Consider the following 23,883-nt stretch of genomic DNA (forward strand, 5'->3'; position numbering starts at 1 on the left):
GTGCAGAAAAAAATATGTACCTTTGCACCCGTTATGAAAAGAATAGTATTTTATAGTAAAAAGAGCGTATGCATTGGTTTGGCAGCGGTAGCGTTGCAGGCTAGTGCTGCGGATAACGAAAGGGCTACTTGCTCTGACCTGTCATTGGGTACGAGTGAAAAGTTTGCAGAAGCTAACGGCTTGCTGGCTGATAGCAGCCGAGTTTATGACATTGATGAAGTTGTGGTTGTTTCGCAGCCTAAGGAGAATTTCCGTCTTCGTCAACAGCCTCTCAGTAGCACTTCCTTTGGTTCTTATCAGATGCAGCGATTAGCTTCTCGCGATTTGCGCGAACTTTCCTGCTATGTTCCTAATTTTGTGATGCCCAACTATGGCTCGCGTTTTACCAACGCCATGTATGTGCGTGGTATTGGAAGCCGTATAAACAGTCCGGCTGTAGGAATTTATCTTGACGGAATTCCAGTGTTGAGCAAGGCTGCTTTCAATCTTCACCATTATCAGACCAGCCGTATAGATATTCTCCGTGGTCCACAGGGAACACTCTATGGTCAGAATTCTGAAGGTGGTTTGGTGCGCATCTATTCACGCGATGCTTATGATAGCAAGGGCACCTACGTTAATCTGGGATTGGGCTCTCATTTCTATCGTAATGTAGAAGCGGCTCATTATATGAAGCTTTCACCTCGTATCGCATTAGGGGTAGCTGCTTTTTATGATGGACAGAAGGGATTCTTCCATCGTGCAGGAACTAGCGATTATGCCGACAATTATGATGAGGCAGGCGGTAAGTTTAATCTTAAGTTCCGTTTTGATAGAGGATGGAGCATGGATTTGCTAGCCAATTACCAATTTGTCTATCAGCATGCATTTCCTTATGGTCAGTTGGATTTAAACAGTGGCAAGGCTGCATTACCAAATACAACATTCCCTGGGCTTTATCGCCGCAACATGCTGCTTTCGGGTGTCAATCTTCGTCATGAAGGAGCGAAATGGGATTTTGCTTCTACTACCAGCTATCAGTTCCTGGATGACAATATGAAGATGGATCAGGATTATCTTCCTGAAGATTATTTGAGCTTGCAGCAAGATCAGTTGCAGAATTCTATCACTCAGGAGTTCACATTTAAGAGTCGTCAGCCTTTCTTCGGTTTCTGGCATCTTACACAGGGTGCATTCTTCTCCCATGTGTGGTTGAAGACAAATGGTCCTGTAAAATTCGGTTCAGCATTGACGAAGCCTATCAGTAACGTTATCCTGAGTCAGATGCAGCAGGCAATGCCTCCGGCAATGGCTAGCGGAGTTTCTGTCAATGTAGATATGGGAGCTCCGGGTTTGTTCCATACTCCTCAGAGCAATTTGGGTCTCTATCACGAGAGTACGTTTGATCTTTCTTCCCGTTTGAAAGCAACGCTTGGTTTGCGTTACGATTTCATGCATACAAGTATTCATTACGATACTTATGCTTATATGGCGATAACAGCTAAGGTGATGGGCAAGGAGGCTACTCGTACTTTGCGTTCAATGCTCGACCGCAAAACGGGTGATGATTACAACCAGCTCTTGCCAAAATTTGGCTTAAGTTACCAGCTTGATGAGCAGGGTAGCAATGTTTATGCCACGGTGAGCAAGGGCTATCGTGCAGGCGGTTATAATATCCAGATGTTCAGTGACATCTTGCAGACCGAACTGAATGCTAACCGTCAGCATGCGATGCGAGGCGATTATGACGTTCCTCATACCGATGAAGATTATGATAGGGTGAACCAGACTATTGCCTTTAAGCCGGAAACCTCATGGAATTATGAGGTAGGAACGCATCTTAATCTTTTTGATCATCGTCTTCATTTCGATTTGAGTGCCTTCTATATGCAGGTTCGCAATCAGCAACTCTCTGTGATGGCAGGAACCTATGGCTTTGGCCGAATGATGGTTAATGCAGGTAAGAGTCACAGTTGTGGTATTGAAGCTGCGCTCAAGGGGCAGGCTTTCGACGGTGCTTTTGATTGGGGTGTAAACTATGGTTTTACACGCGCCGTATTTGATGAATATACTGATGGCGAGGGTGATAAGACAGTGAATTATAAGGACAAGAAGGTTCCTTATGTTCCTCAGCATACGATAGCAGCCATGGCTGACTATCATTTAGGACAGTTTACCTTCGGATTGAATATGAATGCGCAGGGCAAGACTTATTGGGATAATGCCAATACCTATAGCCAGAAGATGTATTTTGTGATGGGTGCGCATTGTGATATTGATTTCAGTAAGATGAGCATCAGTATCTGGGGTAAAAACCTCACAGATACTAATTACAATACCTTTGCTGTTGATAATGCAGTAACAAAAAAGAAACAGTATTTTGCCCAGCGTGGCAATCCTTTCCAATGTGGTGTTGATCTGAAATTCCACTTTTAGGATTAAATAGAAAAGGAGTTCCGGCATTCTGAAATGCTAGAACTCCTTTTCTTTTTAATCTCATTTATTTCCTTCCTTTATTTTAATTCTCCATATCCTACTAGCCGGTCGGTGCGGTCGCTCTGAGCCCGATAGTAAACCAGTACATTGTATTTGTTCTGGGTCTGGTAGAAATCTCCTTCTGATGGGAGCAGCCTGATGCTTCCGTCCTCCATCTTCATGAGATACTGATAACTGTAATAACCTTGCTTCATGAAGAGACGTGCGTGATAGGTTTTCGTCATTTCATCATATTCCATCCGGTATTCGGGGAGGAAACGGCCGTAGGTCCAATCTGCGTTCAGATAAACATCGCCTGGCAGTTTTGGAGCTTTCAGGGTAAAGTGAATCTGTGCATATTCGCAGGTGTTGTTGTTTTCTACGTTGTCGCTGTTGCGGATATAAAACGAACCTTTGGCAGCTTCGTCGTAAACGTAATTGGGGCGAGGGCTGTCGGTCATTACCTTTACCTGATAGTCGCTTCCATCCCAATCTATAGCGTCTATTCCCATGGTTGGATGATCGGTATCCAGAAACTCAAACTTTCTGTATTCATTGCCCGCATCGAAAATCAGAGCTCTTACATGCTGCCAATTCATTTTCCCCGCACTCAGGTAGTCGGGTTTAGGGTTGATGACAGCATTGTCCCATCTTCCGTTCTGAAGCACTACGATGTTCAGCTGGTTGGGATGAGTGATTCTCAGCTGGCTGTGATCCAGTTCCATTTTCAGTTGCTGGTGGTCCTTCTGGATATCTATATCTGTTGTTGAAGTAGCTTCTATCTTCAGTTTAACCAATGGCTGAGGCTCTGTAATCATCCAGCAGGCTGTAAACATTTTGCCTTCTTCCTCGTTTTCCGCATTGTCGTCATAAACCGTCAGTCTGTAGTTGCCGCTCATGGTAAGTTGGCAGTCGGCATTGGGAATTGCCAGATGATAATGAGTGTAAGGATGATTGGTGTTGATGGATTGCTTTACATCTTCAATAATCTGATTGCCGTTGAAGCCTCTCATATAGTCGCTTTCAAAGAGCGAAGAAGATACGTTCCAGTTTGCATCACAATGTTCAATCTTGTAGCTGTACCGATGATAATCGTGCGTCATGTCGTCAAAATCGATATGGATAGGTTCTCCGTCCAGTGACGATACTGGGAGCGATAACCAGTTCGTTCCGCCTACAACCTGTAGGGTTCTGATGCGCTGGTTGAATATCTCGTGCTGCTGCGCCCAGGCAGGATAGGTAAACAGAAAGAGAAGGGAGATGACAGTGTATAATAGTTTCATATGGCTCCGTACGTATATATAAAAAAATAACTTGCAGTAGCCTTTTGATAAAGAACTAAATGCAAGCTTAAACAATCTAAATTAATACATGAAAACACTTTTGTAGTCGATAGGGGAATCGAACCCCTATGCCAAGATTGAGAATCTTGTATCCTAACCATTAGATGAATCGACCATTCAAAAAATCTCTATTGGTCTCCCGACTTATAGAGACTTATAAATCTAATACCATGAAAAACACATGTAGTCGATAGGGGAATCGAACCCCTATGCCAAGATTGAGAATCTTGTATCCTAACCATTAGATGAATCGACCAACGATACATTTTTGTACGATAGCTTGCGGAAGGTGGGGGATTCGAACCCCCGGTACGGTAACCCGCACGGCAGTTTAGCAAACTGCTGGTTTCAGCCACTCACCCAACCTTCCAGTCGGATTCTTAACCGAATCAACCAAGCATCGTTCTCAAATGCGAGTGCAAAGGTACTACTTTTTTCTGATTCTACCAAATCTTTTTGCAACTTTTTTTCGATAAAAATGCATTTTCTTTGTAACTCCCACATTATCAGGGGTTGTTTTCTTTTAGTATTATGAGTGTTTTATTCCTAAAACGAGCAGAGGCGGATTTCTTTCTCAGAAATCCGCCTCTTGTAAAAGAAAGGGCCGCTCGATGATGTGATGAAACTCCGAATGTATAAACATTTGAGAGTCCTCCGCCTTTGTAATCCACCGGCTTTTCAGCTTACCTGCCTGCTGCAGTTTATGTGGCCCGCCATGAGCAAGAGAATGTCCTCTCGGTTTCAATAGTGTAATTTGATGAGTATCCCGATCGAACCGAAACGACCCTTATTCATTCTAGCACCCATGCATCATCACGATGCAACGGTGCAAACATCTTAGTCATTATTTGATAATGCAAAGATAATGCAATATTTTGAAACTACCAAATGTTTTAGCTGTTTTCTTCGAATATTTTTTCGAAATATTTTCTCAACTCTGTTTTGTCCTCTATGATATTGCGCAGTTCGTTGAGCGCTTTTTCGTTAGGGGAGTTGGGAATCCATAACCTGATGTATCCGTTTCTTGAATATTTCTCGTCCATGTGTTGGCTGAACCGCTCCCATTGATGCTCCTTGTCATCATCTGGATTATTTTCTTTGCCATACTGTATGGCGCGCAGAAAAATTTCGTGAACATCAATATCGCGATCGGCTTCTGCCACAATCTTGCCATAGATACTGCGAGGCTGACGGCTAGATGAAGCCCGATGGTCCTCAACAGCTTCTTTCATAATTTTGATCTGTTCTTTATTGAACCAGCGCTTCAGTCTTGAATCTGCCTGCAGAATCTTACCGCTGGTAATATGATGAATGGCACGCGGACCGCTCATCCCCAGGTCGTGGTAAGCGGCTATTACATACACCATATCGATGTCGGCTCCGGTTACCGGAACCAGTTTCAGAGAGTTTCTGATGACTCGGGTAACATGTCTGAGTCCATGACTTTCGCCAAAAGCATTATATTTGGGGAGAATCTGTTTCTCCACAAAGTCCATGATTTCGAGATTTACCTGTTGCTTCATAGATATTCCTCCACTTTATTTATATAATAAGGTACGCGCGTACATTATTAATAGTTTATTATTGTTCAGTTCGCCATTCCGATGATGATCAGGGATGATACAATGCCGAAACAGAAGATGTTCAGAGCTGTTTTGCCTAGAATTCTGTTAAGTTCTCTGCCTTCGCCTATCTTTTTCATCTCCATATAGGTTTTGTTGTGCAGAATGATATAGAGTGCTGCAAGCGGCAGGAACATGCTGCTGGCTTCATGCTGAAATACTTCGTAGATGGTGACACCTATTATGGTAATGATGCCCAGATTGCCCAATGTGCAGTATAACCGCTCGGCATTCTTCTTTCCTATGTGAACCACAAGAGTCTTCTTGCCGGCTCTCAGGTCGTTGTCATGATCGCGGTAATTGTTCAGAATGAGCAGCGTATCAACTACCAGTCCGCAGGCTGCAGATACGAGAACTGCTTCCATGCTTACTCCCTGCATGGTTTCGGGCATTACGAGATAGTATGTGCAGCATACGGGTACAATGCCGAAGAAGAGCAGTACCAGAAAATCGCCCATGCCCAGATAGCTGAGACAGGTAGTATAGAGAAAACAGAAGACTACGCAACAGATGCCTACGATAACCATTTCCCAACCTCCGAAAAGAACCAGCGGAAGCCCTATGGCACAGCCCAGAAGAGTAGTGAGGATGATTCCCCATTTCATGGCTCCCAATGTTATCCAGCCTTCAGCGCAGGCACGTTTCGGTCCCAGCCGGGTTTCGTCGTCATTACCATGCTTGAAGTCGAAATAATCATTCACCAGATTGCTGTCTATCTGCATCACCCATGCAAAGAGCAGGCAGAGTAGGGCTGGCAATGTCTGTATCTGCTGAGCGTCTTTATAAGCCAGCGCAATACCCAATAAAACAGGAACAGCCGCCGCCGTCAGAGTCTTCGGGCGAGCGGCTAGATACCATGCTTTTATAGAATTTGTTTCTATCATATTCTGAAAAGATTAAAATTGAATCTCCTGAAATTCTTAAGGAAAGTCAGAAAGATTAATTGAAGAAGTTCCAACTTACTCCAATACGGAACACTCTTTCGTTCATCGGATAATGAGGAGCGAAGAAGTAGTTCTTGTCGCCCTGTCCTGCATTGATATGGCTCATCATTACGAAGAAACGGGTGTGCTTGATGTGAACGTTGGCGTAAACATTGACGATAGGATAGTTGCCTATCTTTACGTTGTTCTTGCCGTTGCTCTGTACCGTATACTGTCCCATATAAGGTGAATAGTCGGGAGCTTCATAGCTTGTAAAGTAGCGCATGTCAGCACCCAGGTCTACGTTCAGCACCTTTACGACCTTGAACTTGATGTAGAGGTTGGTGTAGGCATTGAAGGCTGGTACTGGCAGAACACTCTCCTTGCTTGAGTGCTGGTAGGTAAACTGGTTTTCCCAGTTCAGAATGCCTAGTCTGAAGTTCTGCTCCAGTTGTGCTGTCAGCAGGTTGATTCCTCCGCTTTCCTGCATCGGTGTTACTATGACTCCTGTTCGCAAACCTTCTTCTGTAATGTCATAGCTCTGCGAGAAGTAGGTGTAGTTCTTGATTTCATCTACAGCCACTCTCAGCTTGGTGCGTGTCTTAGGGAAGGAGAGCGTACCCATGATGCGGGTGTGGATGGTCTTGTCGAGATCATTCTCCCACCACAGATGGCGGGCGTGATAATTGCGGTAATAGAACGATGGGGTTTCTCTATGGAAGAAAGCATCGCCTCTTACCTGAAGCGTGTCGCCCAGGAATGGGATGTTCACGTCTACATTACCATCTATGGCAAGGGTTCCGGCGTCTACACCCGTCAGTCCTATTTCTGCTACGGCATTGTAGTGGAGGGTCTTGCCTTCCTGCTTGCTCAGCTGTCCGCCTACGCTCAGTGCATGCTCGTTGTATTTTTCGAAACCACCTTCCATGGTTGGCAGTTCATAGTGACGGAGGTCGTAGCTGGCGAAAGCCTTCAAGCCTGCCTTTGCCCATTTATTGAAACCTTCAAGCATGGCAATGGCGAAGGTATTCTTCATGTGCCAGTGCTTGGTCTGGTCGTAGATGGAGTCGCCGGTCAGCCTGCCTGCATCGTAATATTCTTTCAGATAATAGTCGGCAGGGGTCTGATAAGCTTCGTAAATACGGCGATAGTTGTCAAACTTTACCGTATGGATGAAGCTCGTTACCGGAACATATTCGCTCTTGTAGAAAAGCGAGTCTTCGGCATTTTTCTTCTGGACGGCCAGCAGACTGTCGGCAGCAGCTTTTCCGTTTACTGCGATTCGGGTACTGTCGTTCCTGATGTCCTTTGCGTCTGAGTCTTTAGCCGGTTCATCGCCTGCAATCTTGGCTCCGTCAGGACGGCCGCTGAATTTAGCTCTCTGCTGTTTGTCGTAGGCTTTCTCATCAAATTTCTTGCCTTGTTCCTTGGCTTTCTTTCTGGCTTCTTCCTTCGCTTCCTCTTCAGCATTTTCCTTTTTCGAAGCCATGGCAAATTTCTTTGCCTTGATTTCTTCTTCGGTCATCTTTACCTTTCGGCTGAAACCTACGTTGTAGCGGTGGGTAAAGAAGATGTGCTGGTTGTCCAGTCGGTTCCAGTTCTGTTCCAGAACGGTAGGAATTTCATTGGTGGCAAACGATTCGGTATAGATTTCCGGATGTTTGATGTAATCATCGTTGGTAATACCGCCGTTCTCGGTCATCTTCTCATGATTGGTACTGAAGAGGAGATGTGCCTGATAGCGGTCGCCCAGGTAAGATGCCCACATGGTGTATTTAAAGTGGCTGGTACTCTGGGCGTTATAATATCCTCTGCCATACTTGTAGTCGAATCTGAAACCGGCGCCTAGCCTTTTGTTGGCATTTACTGCAAATATGGCCTTGAAGTCGTCTTCTCCAGTCACCTTGTCGCCGCAGCTGTTCAGTGTTATGTTCGTGATAGGTGAGTAGGTGTTGGTGAAGTGGAAGTCGCTTACCGGATTTACGATATAATCGTAGGGCTCTGTAAAGATGAAGTTGCCCTGCGTGTTGCGGCGGTCGATGAAGATTCGGTTCAGTCGGGCAGTACCCATGTTTCCGAGGGTATTGTATTCGCCTCTCAGTCCTTCCGTGAAGGTTGAGTTCATGTACATGTGCTGCAAGGTGTCTACTACCGCAGCCTTTGTGTCGCCGAAGCGTTCGTCTACAGTCCATACCCTGATGCCTTTCGGAATCTCCTTGTCTGAGCCCAGTGAATCGGTGTTCACCTTGCGGTTGGTTTGAGGACGGAACTGCGAATCTTCGTTATAGTTAAAATCGTTTTGTGCCGCAACCGGGAGGGTCGCAGCACAAAATAGGAGTGATGAGAATATAATTTTCTTCTTCTTCATTATTTCTTAAATAGTCGGATACATACTTCGGCAATCTTGAGCACTACACCCACGATGAGTACGATGTAGGCGATATTGCGGCTTTCTTCCAGCTGGGTCCAGAGTATTACCCCCACGATGGCGAGCAGCATGAAGGCGATGTTGAGATAGTTGCGCACCTTCAGCATGTTGTTCTGGTCGCTGTAGGCCAATGGGCGGAGCCGGCGGTGCTGTGGTCTTACGGCGTAGCTGGTAGGCTGCTTCTGTTCAGTCTGTTCTGCTCCCTGCTCAGCTGTAGGCTGGGCTGTAGCGTTTTCAGGCTGCTGTGCCTCGTTCTGTTGTATCTTGTTGTCTGTATTCTGATTATCCATTTTTCTTCAACTTATTGTTTTACTAATGCTGCTAACTCTGCGAATATCTGATCCTTGCGGTCGATGGTGCATCTGCGGAACTTTCCGAAGATTTTAGCCAGGTCGTTCTGCTTCTTGTTGAGCGCAATCTTGTCGCTGATTACCTCTTCTGCAGGTTCCTTGAAACCGGTGCTTCTTCCTTCCTCGTAGTTGTAGATGATGCGACCGAGCGAGAGATTCAGATGATTGTCTGAAATTCTGGCTACCAGCTGGTATTTGAATTCCGTGCGGTCGAGCGAGATGAATGACTGGCTGAAGACGAGCCATTCGTCCATCGTGTTGGCGATGATGTGTTCAGCATCGTTTACCAGTGCTACTCGGCTTGCTATGTTCTGCTCGTTCTGTGTCAGTTCACTCATGTATTTTAATACGATGTCGTAAATCTGCTTGGCAGTTTTTCCGTTAGCATCCGTATCGAGTGTGAATTCTATCTTGTTTTCATCATTATATGTGATGGCGCCTGCCAGATATTTCATATCCACTTTGGCTGTTGTACCATTTGCCAGCTTGTTGGCAAGCTTGGCAGCCTCCTTTGGCTTAGCGGCTACGGCAACAGGAATCGCCCATCCCGTGGTTGATGTGGTTGGCTCCTTTACAACAACTGGTTCTGGCTCAGTAGCATTACCTTTTTTTGCTTCCGCCTTTTTTGCTTCTGCTTCAGCCTTGGCGCTTGCAGCGTTGATGCTGTCGGCCTGAGCCTTCAGTTTGGCAGCCTGTGCTTTTATCTTAGCCACTTCTAGTGCCTTCTTGGCAGCTTCCAACTGTTTCTGTGCCTGTTCCAGCTGCTGCTCTTCAGTCAGTACGGTTTGGGCCTGTGCAGTCATCAGCGGGAGGAGCATAAATATGGGGATGATGATTTTTTTCATGTCGAGTTGTTTTTATGAAACTATAAAATGACGGTTCCTGTAGGGGAACTTAGCGGAAGATGAGGGATTCAAACCCCCGATACCCGGAAGAGGGTATACCGGATTTCGAGTCCAGCGCATTCGGTCACTCTGCCAATCTTCCTTTTTATTTTGTCAGATGCAAAAGTAATACATTTTTTGCATCTGACAAAATATTACTGTTATTTTTTAACTATATTAACCCCGCTTTATAGGATTTTATACTATAGTTTTTACTGTTGCTGCAGGAATCTGTCGGCCTCGATGGCAGCCTTGGCTCCCGAGCCTGCGGCAACAATACCTTGGCGGTAGATTGGGTCGGCCACATCGCCTGCTGCGAAAACACCCGGAATGTTGGTGGTGGCAGTACCTGGCACTACTTTGATGAAGCCTTGCTCGTCGAGATCTATCTGTCCCTTGAAGAGGTCGGTGTTAGGCTTATGTCCGATAGCCAGGAAGAATCCGTCGATGCTGATGTCAAACTTCTCTTCGTTGGCTTCGCCCTTGTGGCGCACGAGATGAGCACCTTCTACACCGTTCTCGCCGAAGAGCCCCAGCGTATTGGTTTCGAACAGAATCTCGATGTTTTCCTTGTTCTTTACACGCTGCTGCATGATTTCTGAAGCACGGAGATAAGGCTTGCGCACAATCATGTAAACCTTCTTGGCAAGTCCGGATAGATACATAGCCTCTTCGCAGGCAGTATCGCCACCGCCCACTACGGCTACGGTGCGCTTGCGGTAGAAGAATCCGTCACAGGTAGCGCAGGCTGAAACGCCCTGTCCGCGATATTTCTCTTCATCGGCAAGACCCAGATATTTGGCAGATGCACCTGTGGCGATGATCACGGTTTCTGCCTCAATCTCGTTGTCGCGCTCATCTGTAAGATGAAATGGGCGTGAACTGAAATCTGCCTTCACGATGCTCCCGTCTCTCATTTCGGCTCCGAATCGGGCTGCCTGTTCCTTCATGTCCATCATCATCTGTGTTCCGTCTACGCCGTTAGGATAGCCCGGAAAGTTTTCTACCTCTGTGGTGATGGTGAGCTGTCCGCCCGGCTGCATACCTGAATAGAGTACTGGCTGCAGGTTGGCTCTGCCGGCATAAATGGCAGCAGTATATCCTGCAGGACCGCTACCTATAATTAATGTCTTTATCTTTTCCATTTTAATCTTATAGTTATATTTTTGTTTCCGATGGCTAGAAATGAGCCATTTTCTTTGCAAAGGTACATCAAAACAATGAGAAATCAAAATAAAAATACAATATTTTTCTTTTCTTGCATAAATTATTGCTTTCGTTTGAAGAATTATTGTTATCTTTGCACCCGAAAATAAGATGCTCCGGTAAGAACATCAATTAGAAGAAACGAAAAATATTTACTTGATATATGAATCAGATTAAGAAGATTGTACTGACGGGTGGACCTTGTGCGGGCAAGACTACTGCTATGGTTAAGGTGATTGAACATTTCTCCAGTCTCGGCTATAAGGTCTTTACCATTCCCGAGGTTCCAACCATGTTCACCCAGGCGGGCATGAATTATCTCACCTCCAACAAGGATTTTTTCTTTGAGGGCGAGAAGGCTACTTTCCAGACTCAGATCAACCTGGAAGACAGTTTCCTGCGTATGGCTGAAACATTGCAGCAGCCTGTCATCATCGTCTGCGATCGTGGTACGATGGATATTTCTACCTATCTCACTCCCGATTTCTGGCACCGCATCATCTCTGAAGCGGGTTATACGGATGCCCAGCTTCGCGACCGCTATGATGCTGTGCTGCATCTGGTGAGTGCTGCTGATGGTGCCGAGCAGTTTTATACTACAGCCAACAATGCGCAGCGCCTGGAGAAGGCCGATGAAGAAGGACTGAAGATAGCGCGCGAGTTGGACAAGAAGATAGTTTCTGCATGGAAGGGTCATCCTCATCTCAGGGTAATCAATAACCACGAAGATTTCAACAACAAGCTGAACCGTGTGCTCAAGGAGATAAGCAATGTGCTTGCCATTCCGCAGCCGATAGAGGAGGAGCGAAAATATATCGTGAAGCTGACGGGCGAGGTTCCTAATGCGATAGACAGCGATATTGTTCAGACTTATCTTACGGGTGAGCCGGGTAGCGAGATTCGTCTTCGCCGTCGCGGTTTCGAGGGAGGCAAGTATGTGTATGTTCACACCACCAAGAAGCGTATTTCAGACAATGAGCAGATAGAGACCGAGCGACAGATTAATGCCAATCTTTACGAGAGTATGCTTCAGCAGGCTGACCCTTACCGCCAGCGCATTCATAAGCATCGCAAGAGTTTTATCTGGAAGGGCCAGTATTTCGAGCTCGACGAGTTTCTTGAGCCGGTTTCCGACCTGATGATTCTTGAAACCCGCGGCATTTCTGCCAACGAGAGTGTGAAGTTTCCTCCTTTCATTCAGGTGCTGGAGGATATTACGGGCAACAGCAAATATTATAATTATAACATAGCGCTGAAGCGGTAAATCAGCCGAAAATGTAAAAAGTTACGGAGATAATTCATATTCTCCGTAACTTTTTACATAAACCACTCACTTTTGGTGTTATTGAGTTTCATCATTCTATTTTCTCCTTTATCCGTTGTACTTGAACACCTTGACCATTTCCTTGTCGCCACCCACAAGCTGGCTACATCTGTTCAGCATTCCGGTGTCTGAGAAACCGCATTTCTCCATGACTTTCCCTGATGCAGGATTGCCTGTGAAATGGTCTGCCCAGATGTTTTCGAAATGCTTCTCGTTGATGCAGTAGTCAAGCATCAGCTTCAAGGCTTCGGTGCAGATTCCTTGGTTCCAAAATGGCTTTCCTACCCAGTAGCCCACCTCACAGTCGTTTTCTCCGATAGGGATGTTGCTGGTTTCATGGGTGTAGTAGCCGATGCAGCCGATAGCCTCGCCAGTCTCTTTCAACACAATCGCCCATGTCGTGTCATTATGGAAGAATGTCCGGATTATCTCCCGACTTTCTTCTACAGACTTATGCGCCGGCCATCCAGCACGTGGTCCTACGTCAGGGTCGGAGGCGTACTTGAAGAGCGCCTCTGCATCTGATTCCTGCCAATATCGAAGTAAAATTCTTTCTGTTTCCATCAGATTATTTCAATGAAATTCTTCGTTCTTTATTTTGTTATCTACTGAACTTTCGCAAGTTTTGCCCACACGCCCTGAACCAACGGTCACCGGCCGAAGGGAAAGGTAAAGGGCAGAAGCCCGTACTTGAACCACATACGAAAGTTCAATTATTAATTTTTAAGGCAAAGATAATAAAAAAAGGGAAAATGAGCAAAAAAATGATGATTTTTTACTCATTTCCCTTTAACTTTCTTTGGAAATCCTTAATGACCTTAATGACCGTGACCTTAATGACCGGATTTCTCAGTTTTTTTATCCCATGCAGCTCGTTACTCCGAGCGTAGTAGCGATAGCGGTCAGTATGCTGATGGCTATCTGCAGAATTGTTTTCCAAGTGTTCGCTTTCATTTTTTTGAATGTTGAATGTTGAATGTTGAATTTTTTTTTGGGGGGGGATAGGCTGGGCTAGGGGCTAGCACCCTAGCCAGTCTATCCTTGCGCTATTCAAGGCCGTCGCCAGTATCGTCCTTGCCGGTAGTACCGCCGCTTGATTCAGAGCCTTGGCCTTCGCTGCCGGTCTGACCGGTGTTTGAACCGCCTGGGGTAGAACCGCCTGGCGTATTATCCGGAGTGGTTGGGGCGTTGAGGTCAACGTTGGTCTTACCCTCCTTCTTCGCCTGGTTGATGCGTGACTTCGCCTGGTTGATTTCCAGAAGATTTGCGTTCACGCTACGCATTACGATGCTGTAATTAATCATAGTCGTTTGTAGTATGTTTAGTGTCCGTGTTTGCAACTCCCCAGAACGCCCCGTTCCTGCCGTTTTCGGGGTCTTCATTGATGACCGGCGCCTGCCATCATTTATGACCCGCGTTGGTCTTAAGAGAAGACCCGAGCAAGGCACAAAAGGCTGTTCTTTCGATTGCCGGTGCAAAGATACAACATTTTCGGACAGAATGCAAGCTATTACCCTAACTTTCTATGCTGAAAATTGCGTAAGTGGCTGATAGATAATATTTTCTATCGTTTTCTATCAGAACTTTATTGCAGAAACATTGCAAAACAGGAAAATACGCATTGAAGGTAGCCGAAGAAACGTGAAAAGCGGTCATTAAGGTCAAGGTCATTAAGGTCATTAAGCACTTTTCGCTCGCTCTCTTTTCTTATAATATAATATTAAAATTATTTAATATTATATTATATATATATTCCGTTCCCCCCGAAACCCTTAATGACCTTAATGACCTTGACCTTAATGACCGGGGGACACCAGTTTTTGAATGTTTGTTTGTGGTATAAATACTTTACATTTGCAAAATGAGTATTGGGAGGATGCTTATAGGTATTGAGTTGATAATATGTCATTTTTGGTCATTAAGGTCAAGGTCATTAAGGTCATTAAGCTTTTTGCATGAAGTTTAGAATCCGCTTTTTTAAAAAAAAACGACCTGTGTTTGCATACGTTTGTAACTGTTTGAATGATAGTGTGAAAGCTTTTCTAATTGCCTGGAATTCTAAAGTTTTTGCCCTTGCAGGGCGTGTGGAGCCTACATGCGAAACTTCAGTAAATCATGTGTTTTTAAAAGAAAACCTCTCCCTCAGCAAATCAACAGCTAAGGAAGAGGTTTGTACAGTTGGTCTTTTTGAAGACCGATTATAACTTAAAAATATTTGAATTTTCTTAAAGCTTTGACCAGTCGATGCTGCGGATAAATGCCAAGGTTGAAACCCAATCGCAGTCGAGGCAGAAAGGAGTAGGAACATCCGGGGTGTTGTAATAAGCCAGGGTAAACTCTGTATCTGCATCCTTAAATGCCTTGTGGTCGATGGTTGCCTGCTTGAAAAACTGGGTTACGAGCGGCTTGTTCTTGTTTGAAGCCTCCTTCAGTCGCTTCTGGTAGAGCGTAATATAAACACTCATGGCGTAGGCCTGCTCGTTGAGATAGCGAACCTTTATGTTCAAGGTGTCCTTGCTCAGATTTTTGTCGAGCATTACATACGGTGGCAGAATCTTGCTGCGCATGTAGGTCATTGCGTCAAACTTGAAGAGGGCTGTACGGCGCTCGTCCATGCTCTTCGTGGTGTCGTTGAGGATTGCATCAGAAGTGCGGAGCACCTCGTTTAATACATCCTGGGCGCTTGCCTTAGCTATGCTGAGGGTGAGCGCAAATAATAATATTATGTATCTCATCTTTTTGAAATTATTAATTATCAATTCTTTTTAATCGTTGGTGTGGCGCAAGAGGAAGATGCTGTGGTCGATGCACGCTGGCAATTCTTCCTTATAATGCGTTACCATAATCATGGTTTTGTTCTGGCGGCGACAGAAGGCCTCGATGACGTCTTTTACAAGACGGCGGTTGCGGTTGTCGAGTCCGTGGAGCGGCTCATCGAGAATCAGCAGTTCCGGATCCTTGACAAAGGCACGTGCCAGGAGAACGAGGCGCTGTTCGCCGCTGGAGAGCTTCAGGAAACCACGGTCTTCAAGACCTTCCAGTCCGAAGACTTTCATCCAGAAGCGGCACTTGTCCATATCTTCTTCCTTCGGCTTTACATAGAGGCCTACGGAATCCATCAAGCCGCTTGCCACGATGCGGATGGCTGGCAGGTCGCGCTGGTAAGAGCGGTGAAGCTCAGGCGATACGTAGCCGATGTGTTTCTTGATGTCCCAGATGCTTTCGCCGCTGCCTCGAGGATTGTCGAAGAGGGTGATGTCGCAGGCATAACTCTGCGGATTATCGGCACAAACCAGACTGAGGAGCGTACTTTTTCCGGCTCCGTTCTGTCCGCTCAAAGCCCATCGTTCGCCGTTCATCACGGTCCAGTCGAGGTCGTTGAGGATGATTCGCTCGCCATACTGAATGCGCACCTTGTTCATCTTCACCACTTCCTGGGTGTGATATTCGCGGTCGCTGTAAGGCTGGTCTACGATGGCCTGTTCCAGCTCCGGGCTCAGTACATGGGCAGGCGCGGATTCTCTGCCGGCAAGATATTCGGCGAGGGTTACCTTAGGCAGAACCTTCATATCCTTTACTTCTACCACGTGGGTGATGAAATCAGGAATATCATCGCTCTTGCTCAGCACGAGGATAATCTGCAGGGCTCGCTCTGAAGAGAGGGTCTTGAGCAGTTCCTTGAGCTGGTCGCGGGTTTCAGCATCGAGTCCGATAAACGGATTGTCCATGATGAGCACGCGAGGCTCTGAGAAGAGGGTAGAGGCAAGTTTGAACTTGCGGAGCTCGCCACTTGAGAGCAGGATGGTGTATTTGTCCATCAGGTGCTGCATGTGGAAGAGTTCGTAGATGTGCTGCTGCAGGGCTCTGCGCTCCGGAGTGTCTTCGCCTGCCATCCGGTAGGCTTCTTCCAACTTGTCCTTTACGATAGGCGTGTTCTCGTCTATTTCGAGCTGGTTCCAGCGCTGCTGTAGGAAATAAGTGCGGTCGTTATCGCCTCCGTAGGTGTCGCGGAAGGTAATATACTTGATGTTGTCGCTCACCATTGTTTTCTGACTAGGTGAGAAATCGTAATCAGGGTCGTGCATCAGGAGTGGGTGGCGACCTACGATGATGTCAACAAACATTGATTTTCCTCCACCGTTCGGACCTACGATAGCGATGTGCTCACCATCGCACGCCTCGAAGTTTACGGGGTCTGCCATACGCCATTCAGGCATACGGGTAACACCATTTTTAATGCTAATAATCTTTTGCATCTCTCTTATTTTTTTATTCTACTCTGATTCTTTGTTGCAAAGTCTTTCCAGCTGCTGTAGTACTTGGCGTCGGTCTCCGGGCGGTTCATCTGCAGAAAGTGGCAGTAGGCTGCCCCCAGTGCATCGGTAGCGTCCATGAACTTCGGCATTTCGTCTTGCTGAATATGGAGCAGTCGCTGCAGCATTCCCGCCACCTGTTCCTTCGAAGCCTGTCCCTGTCCCGTAATAGCCATCTTGATTTTGAGTGGCGCATATTCGTGGATAGGAACGCTGTGATGAATGGCGGCTGCGATGGCTACTCCCTGCGCTCTGCCCAGCTTGAGCATCGACTGCACGTTCTTGCCGAAGAAGGGGGCTTCGATGGCCATCTCATCGGGCAGATAGCTGTCAATGATGCCGGTTACGCGGTCGAAGATCTTGCCCAGCCGGAGATAGGGATCGCTCTCCTTGCGCATGTCGATGACGCCCATCACCACCAGTTCGGCCTTGTTGCCGATGATGCGGATTACGCCATAGCCCATCACGTTGGTTCCGGGGTCAATGCCGAGAATGATCTTCTCTGTATTCGATTTCTTGATCATCGCTGATAAATCTCCTGACTTTTTAAAAATGCTGTTTTAACGGTCCATATATGGATTGTGAGCGAGCTCTTCGCCTATGCTGGTGTATTCGCCATGACCCGGGAGAACCTGGGTTTCGTCAGGCAACTGACCGAGATGGCGCAGACTGTTGATGATGCGGAACATGCTGCCTCCAGGGAAATCGGTTCTGCCGATAGAGTTGTGGAAGAGGGTGTCGCCGGTGAAGGCTACGTGCTCTGCCTCGCAATAGAAGGTGACGGAACCGCTGCTGTGGCCAGGAGTGGCGATGACCTGGAACTCGTGGTTGCCGAACTTGATGACCTCTTCATCTTCGAAGAATCTGCCAATAGGCGGAAACTGGTAATCGAGTTGCATCTGATAGAAGGTTTCTGCCTGCTTGGCGAGTCCCTTCATCAGTTTTTCATCTGCTGCCGATACTTCAGGTTTCAGTCCGAACTCCTGATAGATGGTGTTGTTGCCGAAGTTATGGTCAAGATGGCCATGGGTTACGAGCAGGTGAACGGGCTTGAGCTGGTTCTCCTTAATATATTGTGTAATAGCCGTCCGCTCTTCCGGATAGAAGGCGCCGCAATCGATGATGACGCATTCCTTGGTCTCATCGCTCACCACGTAGCAGTTTTCCTGCAACATGTTTACTTGAAATCTTTCTATATGTAACATTTCTTACTTTGAACTTTATGATTACTTTTCACTCTTCACTCTTCTAAGCCGGAACGTAAACCAGTTGCTTGTCCTGGCTGAACCATTCTTCATCGAAGAAAGTGCTGAGCGGAGTGATTTCTGAAATCTTGAAGTATTGCTTCAGTTCTTCTTTCAGATTGCCGCCTTTCAGACACATAAGTCCGTTAGGCAGAGCGTTTTGCCCCTTCTGCTTAAAGTTTTTCTTGATAATCTTCATCAGGTCAGGAAGTTGCATTACCGCACGGCTTACCACGAAATCGTACTTGCCTTTTTCGTCTTCTCCGCGCAGGTGTTCAGCCTTGAGATTCTGCAGATTGATGGCCGTAGCCACCTCGTTGCAGACTCTGATTTTCTTGCCCGTTCCATCTATCAGCTTGAACTTGCATTCAGGGAAGAGGATAGCGAGCGGAATGCCCGGGAAACCTCCGCCGCAGCCGAAATCGAGAATCTCCGTGCCCGGACGGAAATGGATGGCTTTGGCTATAGCCAGAGAATGGAGCACGTGGTGCTCGTACAGATTATCGATGTCCTTGCGGCTGATGACATTGATCTTGCTGTTCCAGTCGCGGTATAATGCATCGAGTGCCTCGAACTGCTTTTTCTGCTCTTCCGTGAGATTCGGGAAGTATTTCTCTATTATTTCTATCATATAATTATATGTATTCTTCTTTATTTCTACTGATTTTTCTGCAAAGGTAGTGTAAAAAATCGGAAAACACGTAATAAAAACATCAAAATCTGTCAGATTATGCTCGTATATTAAGATTTTTGCGTAACTTTGCACCCGTTTTCAATATAATTTAAGCAAAAATAGATAAAAACAGACAAGAAAATATGATAAAAGCAGCACTCTTCGATCTGGATGGTGTGGTATTCGATACAGAATCACAGTACTCCATCTTCTGGGGAATGATAGGCAGGGAGTATCATCCGGAAATGCCCGATTTCGAATATCGCATCAAAGGACAGACTCTGGTTCAGATTTACGACAAGTATTTCACCGATGAAGCCGTCTTCGCCCACATCGAAGGTTTTACAGGCGCAAAGGAGGAACAGGCTAAGATTACAGCCCGACTGGATGAGTTTGAAAAGACCATGCAGTATGAATATATTGCAGGGTTCGAAGACTTCATCAGCGACTTGAAGCAGCATGGCGTAAAATGCGCTGTGGTAACGAGCAGCAACATTCAGAAGATGCTGAATGTCTATGAACGTCACCCGGAATTCAAGGCTTATTTCGACCGCGTGCTGACCAGCGAGGATTTCGCCGAGAGCAAGCCTCATCCAGACTGCTATCTGAAAGGTGCAGCCTATTTCGGTGTGGAACCGGAGGGCTGTGTAGGGCTGGAAGACAGCTTTAACGGACTGAAGGCGGTGAGAGCTTCAGGAGCTTTCACCCTAGGTCTTGCCACAACGAACAGCAGAGAAGCCATCCAGCCGCTATCCGACTATGTGATAGATGATTACAGAGGTTTCAGCTTTGCTGACTTGCAGCGCATCGTGGAGAATGCGAAATAGATTCAACGCAGAACAATAAATAAAACAAAATAAAAAATGGGATATTTATCTACTGACAAGAAGAAAATTACCACCAAGACCTTCGCAGAAATGAAGAAGGCTGGCGAGAAAGTAACCATGCTGACAGCATACGACTTTACAACAGCCGGAATTATAGATGCTGCAGGAATTGACTCTATATTAATAGGTGATTCGGCCAGCAATGTGATGGCAGGAAATGCAGACACATTGCCGATTACCGTAGACCAGATGATTTATCACGCCCGCAGCGTGGCACGTGCCTGCCAGCATGCTTTCGTGGTTTGCGACATGCCTTTCGGCAGCTATCAGATCAGCAAGGAAGAGGCGCTGCGCAATGCTTGCCGCATGATGAAGGAGACGGGTGTAGACGCTCTGAAACTGGAAGGCGGCGTAGAAATCTGCGACACGGTTAAGGCGCTGGTTAATGCCGGAATCCCTGTTCATGGTCATCTCGGACTTACCCCGCAGAGCGTTAATAAGTTTGGCGGTTATGGCATTCGTGCCAAGGAAGAGGCTGAGGCACAGAAGCTTATCAGCGACGCTATTGCACTGGACGAAGCAGGCTGCTTTGCCATCGTGCTGGAAAAGGTTCCTGCTAAGCTCGCTGCTGAAGTAAGCAAGAAGGTAAAGGCTGTAACAATCGGAATCGGTGCAGGTAACGGCTGCGACGGACAGGTTCTGGTTTATGCTGATGCACTTGGAATGACACAGGGCTTCAAGCCTAAGTTCCTGCGCCACTTTGCTCAGGTAGGCGAGGAAATGACCAAGGGTGTGAAGGCTTATATTGATGCGGTGAAGACCGTAGATTATCCTAGCGCTGAAGAGAGTTATTAACATTAACTCTCTTTTTAGCGAAGTGTAAGAGAGTATAAATACGATAGATTCATAAAAGAGTTTAGAATAATGGATACACAAAATACACCAGTACATATCAAACTGTGGCACAAGGACTTCTGGCGATTATGCTTTGCCAACCTCTTGCTGATGTCGAGTGTGTACATGCTCGTTTTTGCCATTCCTTATTTCCTGAATCAGGAGAATTTCCAGCAGTGGCAAATTGGGTGTGTGCTTCTTGCATACGGCTTGGGATTGTTTCTGTTTGGCGGCTTCTGCTCTTATCTGGTGCAGCGCTACCGCAGGAATATGGTCTGTCAGCTTTCCATTTTAAGTGTGGTTGTTTGTCATTCGGTTCTTTACTATCTGGATACGTTCTGGAACATCAGGTTTTCTTTTGAGATTCTCCTGGCGGTCCGTTTTCTGTTGGGAGCATTTCTGGGGTTGGCTCAGATGACGCTTGCCAGTACGCTGGTTATTGATTCCTGCGAGTCGTTCCAGCGCACCGAGGCTAATTATATTACCTCCTGGTTTGCCCGCTTTTCGATAGCTGTAGGACCCTTGTTGGCATTTTTTGTTTACAACTATTTCGGCATGGGCTATGTTTTCCCTACGGCTTCGTTGCTGGCTTTGGGAGCCTTCGTGCTGGTTTCTCGCGCCAAGTTTCCTTTCAAGGCGCCTGCCGAAGGAATCAAGGTATTCAGCCTCGACCGCTTCTATCTGCCACAGGGAACTCCGCTGTTTGTCAATATTATCCTGATTACTTTTTCTGCGGGATTATACTTTTCTGTGCCTCATTCTACTGGTAACTTTCTGATGATTTTCGGAGGATTGGTCTTGGCGTTCCTGGCAGAAAAGTTTGTCTTTGCTGATGCAGATCTGAAGAGTCAGATAATCGTAGGTCTGATATTGTTGGCTTCTGCTGAACTGATTTCGTTCGGAAGTCAGGAGTTTGCTGTAGAAATCGTGGTTCCAACCTTGCTGGGTTTCAGCTTGGGAATCATCGGAAGCCGTTTCCTGCTCTTCTATATCAAGCTTGCCAAACATTGCCAGCGCGGCACGAGCGTGAACTCGTTCTTCCTGGCTTGGGAATTGGGATTGAGCTTGGGACTCGGTCTCGGATTCCTGTTCCATAATCTTCCGGCGAGAGCGCATTTTGACGTAGATCATCCTGTATATAATATGATTGAATCAGGGATGTTGCACTATGCGCTTCTTTTTACAATCGTATCGTTGCTGGTGTACAATTTCTTGGTTCATCCTTGGTACATGAAGCATAAAAACAGATAAAATATTTGAAATCTCGTTTGTTTCATAAAAGCTATTCTTTAAAAGAACCTAAAAATAGCTTTTATGAAACATTTTTAATATTATTTAGATAGTTTTTTTCGCTTTTGTGGCTTAATTTGAGTACTTTTGCGTTTAGTTTTGGAAATATATTGTTTGAATTAAGAAATTAAACGTAAAAATATAGAATTATGGCAGAAGCTATTGATATCCGCGAATTGAATATCCGGATAGAACAACAAAGTCAGTTTGTTACCAACCTGGTAATGGGCATGAATAAGGTAATCGTAGGTCAGAAACACCTTGTAGATTGCCTTCTTATCGGTCTTCTCTCTGATGGTCATATCCTGCTTGAGGGTGTACCTGGACTGGCGAAGACACTTGCAATCAAGACATTGTCACAGCTTATCAGCTCCGACTATAGCCGCATTCAGTTTACTCCTGATCTGTTGCCTGCCGATGTGGTGGGAACTCAGATTTATTCACAGAAAGATGAGGCTTTCCATGTAAAGCGCGGTCCAGTCTTCGCCAATTTCGTTTTGGCAGATGAGATTAACCGTGCCCCAGCCAAGGTGCAGAGTGCGCTGCTCGAGGCAATGCAGGAACACCAGGTTACCATTGGTGATGAAACCTTCAAACTGCCTAGTCCGTTCCTGGTAATGGCTACACAGAACCCTATCGAACAGGAAGGAACCTATCAGTTGCCTGAAGCACAGGTAGACCGTTTCCTGCTGAAGGTAATCATCGATTATCCTACACTGGAAGAGGAGAAGCTCATCATCCGCGAGAATATCCAGGGCGGACTTCCTGAGGTTACTCCTGTAACATCAGCTGAGGAGATTCTGAAGGCTCGCAAGATTGTAAACGAGGTTTATCTCGATGAGAAGATAGAACAGTATATTGCCGATATCGTCTTCGCTTCACGTTATCCTGAGCGCTACGGACTGGGCGAACTGAAAGACATGATTACCTTCGGCGGCAGTCCTCGTGCCAGCATCTCTCTTGCCAAGGCAGCCAGAGCCTATGCGTTTATCAAGCATCGCGGCTATGTGATTCCTGAAGATGTAAGAGCTGTGGCTCATGACGTAATGCGCCATCGTATAGGCCTTTCTTACGAGGCTGAGGCAAGCAATGTGACAAGTGAGGAAATCGTAAGCCGCATCATTAATAAGGTGGAAGTGCCTTGATCGTTAACAGTTTATAGTTAACAGTTTATAGTTAACAGTTAATAGTTTATAGTTAATAGTTTAGGATTTTGGATACACAAGATATCTTAAAAAAGGTTCGGAAGATAGAAATCAAGACTCGCGGACTGAGTCAGAACATCTTCGCTGGTCAGTATCATTCTGCCTTCAAGGGTAGGGGAATGGCCTTTGCCGAGGTGCGCGAATATCAGTATGGCGATGATGTGAGAGACATCGACTGGAACGTGACCGCCCGCTTTCATAAGCCTTACGTCAAGGTGTTTGAAGAGGAAAGGGAACTTACCGTGATGCTGCTCGTAGACGTCAGCGGGTCGCTCGATTTCGGTACGATGAAGCAGATGAAGCGCGATCTGGCTACTGAGATTGCTGCCACACTCGCCTTCAGTGCCATTCAGAACAATGACAAGATAGGTGTCATCTTCTTCTCTGACCGTATCGAGAAGTACATTCCGCCTAAGAAAGGAAGAAAGCATATTCTCTATATCATCAGGGAAATGCTCAACTTCCAGCCGCAAAGCCAGCGTACCGACATCGGCTGCGCCCTGGAATATTTCACCCGCGTGATGAAACGCCACTGCACAGCTTTCGTAATCAGCGACTTCTACGATCATAAGGATTTCCAGCATCAGCTGCAGATTGCCAACCAGAAACATGATGTAGTAGCCATCCAGGTTTACGACCCACGTGCCAAGGTGCTGCCTGATGTAGGACTGCTCAAGGTGATGGATGCAGAAACCGGACACGAAATGTATATTGATACAAGTTCGAAGAAACTGCGAATGGCTCATACCCAGCAATGGCTGATGCAGCAGGAGAATCTGAAAACCGACTTTGCCAAAAGCAAGGTCGACTGGACTTCGATTGCCACTAACGAGGACTTCTCGAAGGCGCTCCTGATGCTTTTCAAGCAGAGGGGCTGATAAACCGAAAGCTCAAAGTAAAGAA

At 46.3% G+C, this 23,883-nt stretch carries 23 protein-coding genes and 4 tRNA genes; 8 read left to right on the plus strand and 19 right to left on the minus strand.

Annotated elements, in window-relative coordinates; genetic code table 11:
- The first annotated feature begins 33 nt into the window (after positions 1 to 33).
- Positions 34 to 2,415 carry a TonB-dependent receptor gene (locus KUA48_RS00915; RefSeq protein ID WP_153080612.1) on the plus strand — a complete coding sequence of 794 codons (2,382 nt, stop codon included), beginning with the start codon at positions 34 to 36 and terminating at the stop codon, positions 2,413 to 2,415.
- 77 nt (positions 2,416 to 2,492) lie between these two features.
- Here the strand turns inward: KUA48_RS00915 and KUA48_RS00920 are convergent, their stop codons facing one another.
- From KUA48_RS00920 to trxB, 11 genes are all read right to left on the minus strand, one after another.
- Positions 2,493 to 3,737, minus strand: coding sequence for a DUF5103 domain-containing protein (locus KUA48_RS00920; protein ID WP_153080613.1), 1,245 nt, complete (start codon positions 3,735 to 3,737; stop codon positions 2,493 to 2,495).
- A 103-nt stretch (positions 3,738 to 3,840) separates the two neighbouring features.
- Positions 3,841 to 3,912, minus strand: a tRNA-Glu gene (locus tag KUA48_RS00925).
- Between the two features lie 69 nt (positions 3,913 to 3,981).
- Positions 3,982 to 4,053 (minus strand) — tRNA-Glu (locus KUA48_RS00930).
- Between the two features lie 27 nt (positions 4,054 to 4,080).
- Positions 4,081 to 4,167 (minus strand) — tRNA-Ser (locus KUA48_RS00935).
- A 523-nt stretch (positions 4,168 to 4,690) separates the two neighbouring features.
- Positions 4,691 to 5,320 (minus strand): HD domain-containing protein, encoded by a 630-nt coding sequence (locus KUA48_RS00940; protein WP_118254701.1) that lies wholly within the window; start codon positions 5,318 to 5,320, stop codon positions 4,691 to 4,693.
- Positions 5,321 to 5,385: 65 nt separating this feature from the next.
- Entirely contained in the window at positions 5,386 to 6,303 is a 918-nt protein-coding gene (gene menA / locus KUA48_RS00945) for a 1,4-dihydroxy-2-naphthoate octaprenyltransferase (RefSeq protein ID WP_153080614.1), read from the minus strand.
- Between the two features lie 55 nt (positions 6,304 to 6,358).
- Positions 6,359 to 8,710 (minus strand): putative porin, encoded by a 2,352-nt coding sequence (locus KUA48_RS00950; RefSeq protein WP_218433047.1) that lies wholly within the window; start codon positions 8,708 to 8,710, stop codon positions 6,359 to 6,361.
- Positions 8,710 to 9,060 carry a mechanosensitive ion channel protein MscS gene (locus KUA48_RS00955; protein ID WP_228112590.1) on the minus strand — a complete coding sequence of 117 codons (351 nt, stop codon included), beginning with the start codon at positions 9,058 to 9,060 and terminating at the stop codon, positions 8,710 to 8,712. Before KUA48_RS00955 ends, KUA48_RS00950 begins: the two co-directional genes overlap by 1 nt.
- A gap of 11 nt (positions 9,061 to 9,071) precedes the next feature.
- Complete coding sequence (locus KUA48_RS00960; protein ID WP_218433046.1) at positions 9,072 to 9,965, minus strand: DUF4468 domain-containing protein; 894 nt, start codon at positions 9,963 to 9,965, stop codon at positions 9,072 to 9,074.
- Positions 9,966 to 10,018: 53 nt separating this feature from the next.
- A tRNA-Ser gene (locus tag KUA48_RS00965) sits at positions 10,019 to 10,107 on the minus strand.
- A 109-nt stretch (positions 10,108 to 10,216) separates the two neighbouring features.
- Positions 10,217 to 11,149 (minus strand): thioredoxin-disulfide reductase, encoded by a 933-nt coding sequence (trxB, locus tag KUA48_RS00970; protein WP_153080617.1) that lies wholly within the window; start codon positions 11,147 to 11,149, stop codon positions 10,217 to 10,219.
- Positions 11,150 to 11,373: 224 nt separating this feature from the next.
- Between trxB and KUA48_RS00975 the strand changes: the two genes are divergently transcribed.
- Positions 11,374 to 12,474: an AAA family ATPase gene (locus KUA48_RS00975; RefSeq protein WP_119227185.1), complete on the plus strand. Its 1,101-nt coding sequence runs from the start codon at positions 11,374 to 11,376 to the stop codon at positions 12,472 to 12,474.
- 108 nt (positions 12,475 to 12,582) lie between these two features.
- Here KUA48_RS00975 and KUA48_RS00980 read toward each other — a convergent pair whose 3' ends face one another.
- The 3 genes from KUA48_RS00980 to KUA48_RS00990 all read right to left on the minus strand — a co-directional run bounded on the left by KUA48_RS00980 (position 12,583) and on the right by KUA48_RS00990 (position 13,838).
- Complete coding sequence (locus KUA48_RS00980; RefSeq protein ID WP_118254710.1) at positions 12,583 to 13,098, minus strand: GNAT family N-acetyltransferase; 516 nt, start codon at positions 13,096 to 13,098, stop codon at positions 12,583 to 12,585.
- A gap of 294 nt (positions 13,099 to 13,392) precedes the next feature.
- Positions 13,393 to 13,488, minus strand: a complete 96-nt coding sequence (locus KUA48_RS00985) for a smalltalk protein (protein ID WP_153072405.1) — start codon at positions 13,486 to 13,488, stop codon at positions 13,393 to 13,395.
- Between the two features lie 92 nt (positions 13,489 to 13,580).
- Positions 13,581 to 13,838: a hypothetical protein gene (locus KUA48_RS00990; protein ID WP_218433044.1), complete on the minus strand. Its 258-nt coding sequence runs from the start codon at positions 13,836 to 13,838 to the stop codon at positions 13,581 to 13,583.
- A gap of 651 nt (positions 13,839 to 14,489) precedes the next feature.
- On the opposite strand from KUA48_RS00990, the gene KUA48_RS00995 reads away from it, so the two are divergent.
- Positions 14,490 to 14,738, plus strand: coding sequence for a hypothetical protein (locus KUA48_RS00995; RefSeq protein WP_218433042.1), 249 nt, complete (start codon positions 14,490 to 14,492; stop codon positions 14,736 to 14,738).
- Between the two features lie 21 nt (positions 14,739 to 14,759).
- Here KUA48_RS00995 and KUA48_RS01000 read toward each other — a convergent pair whose 3' ends face one another.
- The 5 genes from KUA48_RS01000 to rsmG are packed head-to-tail and all read right to left on the minus strand — an operon-like array spanning position 14,760 to position 18,722.
- A complete protein-coding gene (locus KUA48_RS01000; protein WP_153072448.1) occupies positions 14,760 to 15,269 on the minus strand; it encodes a hypothetical protein in 510 nt (169 codons plus the stop codon).
- 30 nt (positions 15,270 to 15,299) lie between these two features.
- Entirely contained in the window at positions 15,300 to 16,790 is a 1,491-nt protein-coding gene (locus KUA48_RS01005; RefSeq protein WP_218433039.1) for an ATP-binding cassette domain-containing protein, read from the minus strand.
- 5 nt (positions 16,791 to 16,795) lie between these two features.
- Positions 16,796 to 17,371, minus strand: coding sequence for a crossover junction endodeoxyribonuclease RuvC (gene ruvC / locus KUA48_RS01010; protein WP_218433037.1), 576 nt, complete (start codon positions 17,369 to 17,371; stop codon positions 16,796 to 16,798).
- Positions 17,372 to 17,407: 36 nt separating this feature from the next.
- Positions 17,408 to 18,052, minus strand: coding sequence for an MBL fold metallo-hydrolase (locus KUA48_RS01015; protein ID WP_153072449.1), 645 nt, complete (start codon positions 18,050 to 18,052; stop codon positions 17,408 to 17,410).
- A 43-nt stretch (positions 18,053 to 18,095) separates the two neighbouring features.
- Positions 18,096 to 18,722 carry a 16S rRNA (guanine(527)-N(7))-methyltransferase RsmG gene (gene rsmG / locus KUA48_RS01020; RefSeq protein ID WP_218433035.1) on the minus strand — a complete coding sequence of 209 codons (627 nt, stop codon included), beginning with the start codon at positions 18,720 to 18,722 and terminating at the stop codon, positions 18,096 to 18,098.
- A gap of 185 nt (positions 18,723 to 18,907) precedes the next feature.
- Here rsmG and KUA48_RS01025 point away from each other — a divergent pair, with 185 nt between their 5' ends.
- The 5 genes from KUA48_RS01025 to KUA48_RS01045 all read left to right on the plus strand — a co-directional run bounded on the left by KUA48_RS01025 (position 18,908) and on the right by KUA48_RS01045 (position 23,858).
- A complete protein-coding gene (locus tag KUA48_RS01025) occupies positions 18,908 to 19,591 on the plus strand; it encodes an HAD family phosphatase (RefSeq protein ID WP_218433033.1) in 684 nt (227 codons plus the stop codon).
- 36 nt (positions 19,592 to 19,627) lie between these two features.
- Positions 19,628 to 20,446, plus strand: a complete 819-nt coding sequence (gene panB, locus KUA48_RS01030) for a 3-methyl-2-oxobutanoate hydroxymethyltransferase (RefSeq protein ID WP_022120572.1) — start codon at positions 19,628 to 19,630, stop codon at positions 20,444 to 20,446.
- A 69-nt stretch (positions 20,447 to 20,515) separates the two neighbouring features.
- Positions 20,516 to 21,736 carry an MFS transporter gene (locus KUA48_RS01035; RefSeq protein WP_218433032.1) on the plus strand — a complete coding sequence of 407 codons (1,221 nt, stop codon included), beginning with the start codon at positions 20,516 to 20,518 and terminating at the stop codon, positions 21,734 to 21,736.
- 188 nt (positions 21,737 to 21,924) lie between these two features.
- Positions 21,925 to 22,920, plus strand: a complete 996-nt coding sequence (locus tag KUA48_RS01040; RefSeq protein ID WP_117586534.1) for a MoxR family ATPase — start codon at positions 21,925 to 21,927, stop codon at positions 22,918 to 22,920.
- 68 nt (positions 22,921 to 22,988) lie between these two features.
- Complete coding sequence (locus KUA48_RS01045) at positions 22,989 to 23,858, plus strand: DUF58 domain-containing protein (protein WP_006846686.1); 870 nt, start codon at positions 22,989 to 22,991, stop codon at positions 23,856 to 23,858.
- Positions 23,859 to 23,883 lie beyond the last annotated feature (25 nt).

The sequence above is a fragment of the Segatella copri genome (assembly GCF_019249795.2).
GTDB lineage: Bacteria > Bacteroidota > Bacteroidia > Bacteroidales > Bacteroidaceae > Prevotella > Prevotella copri_B.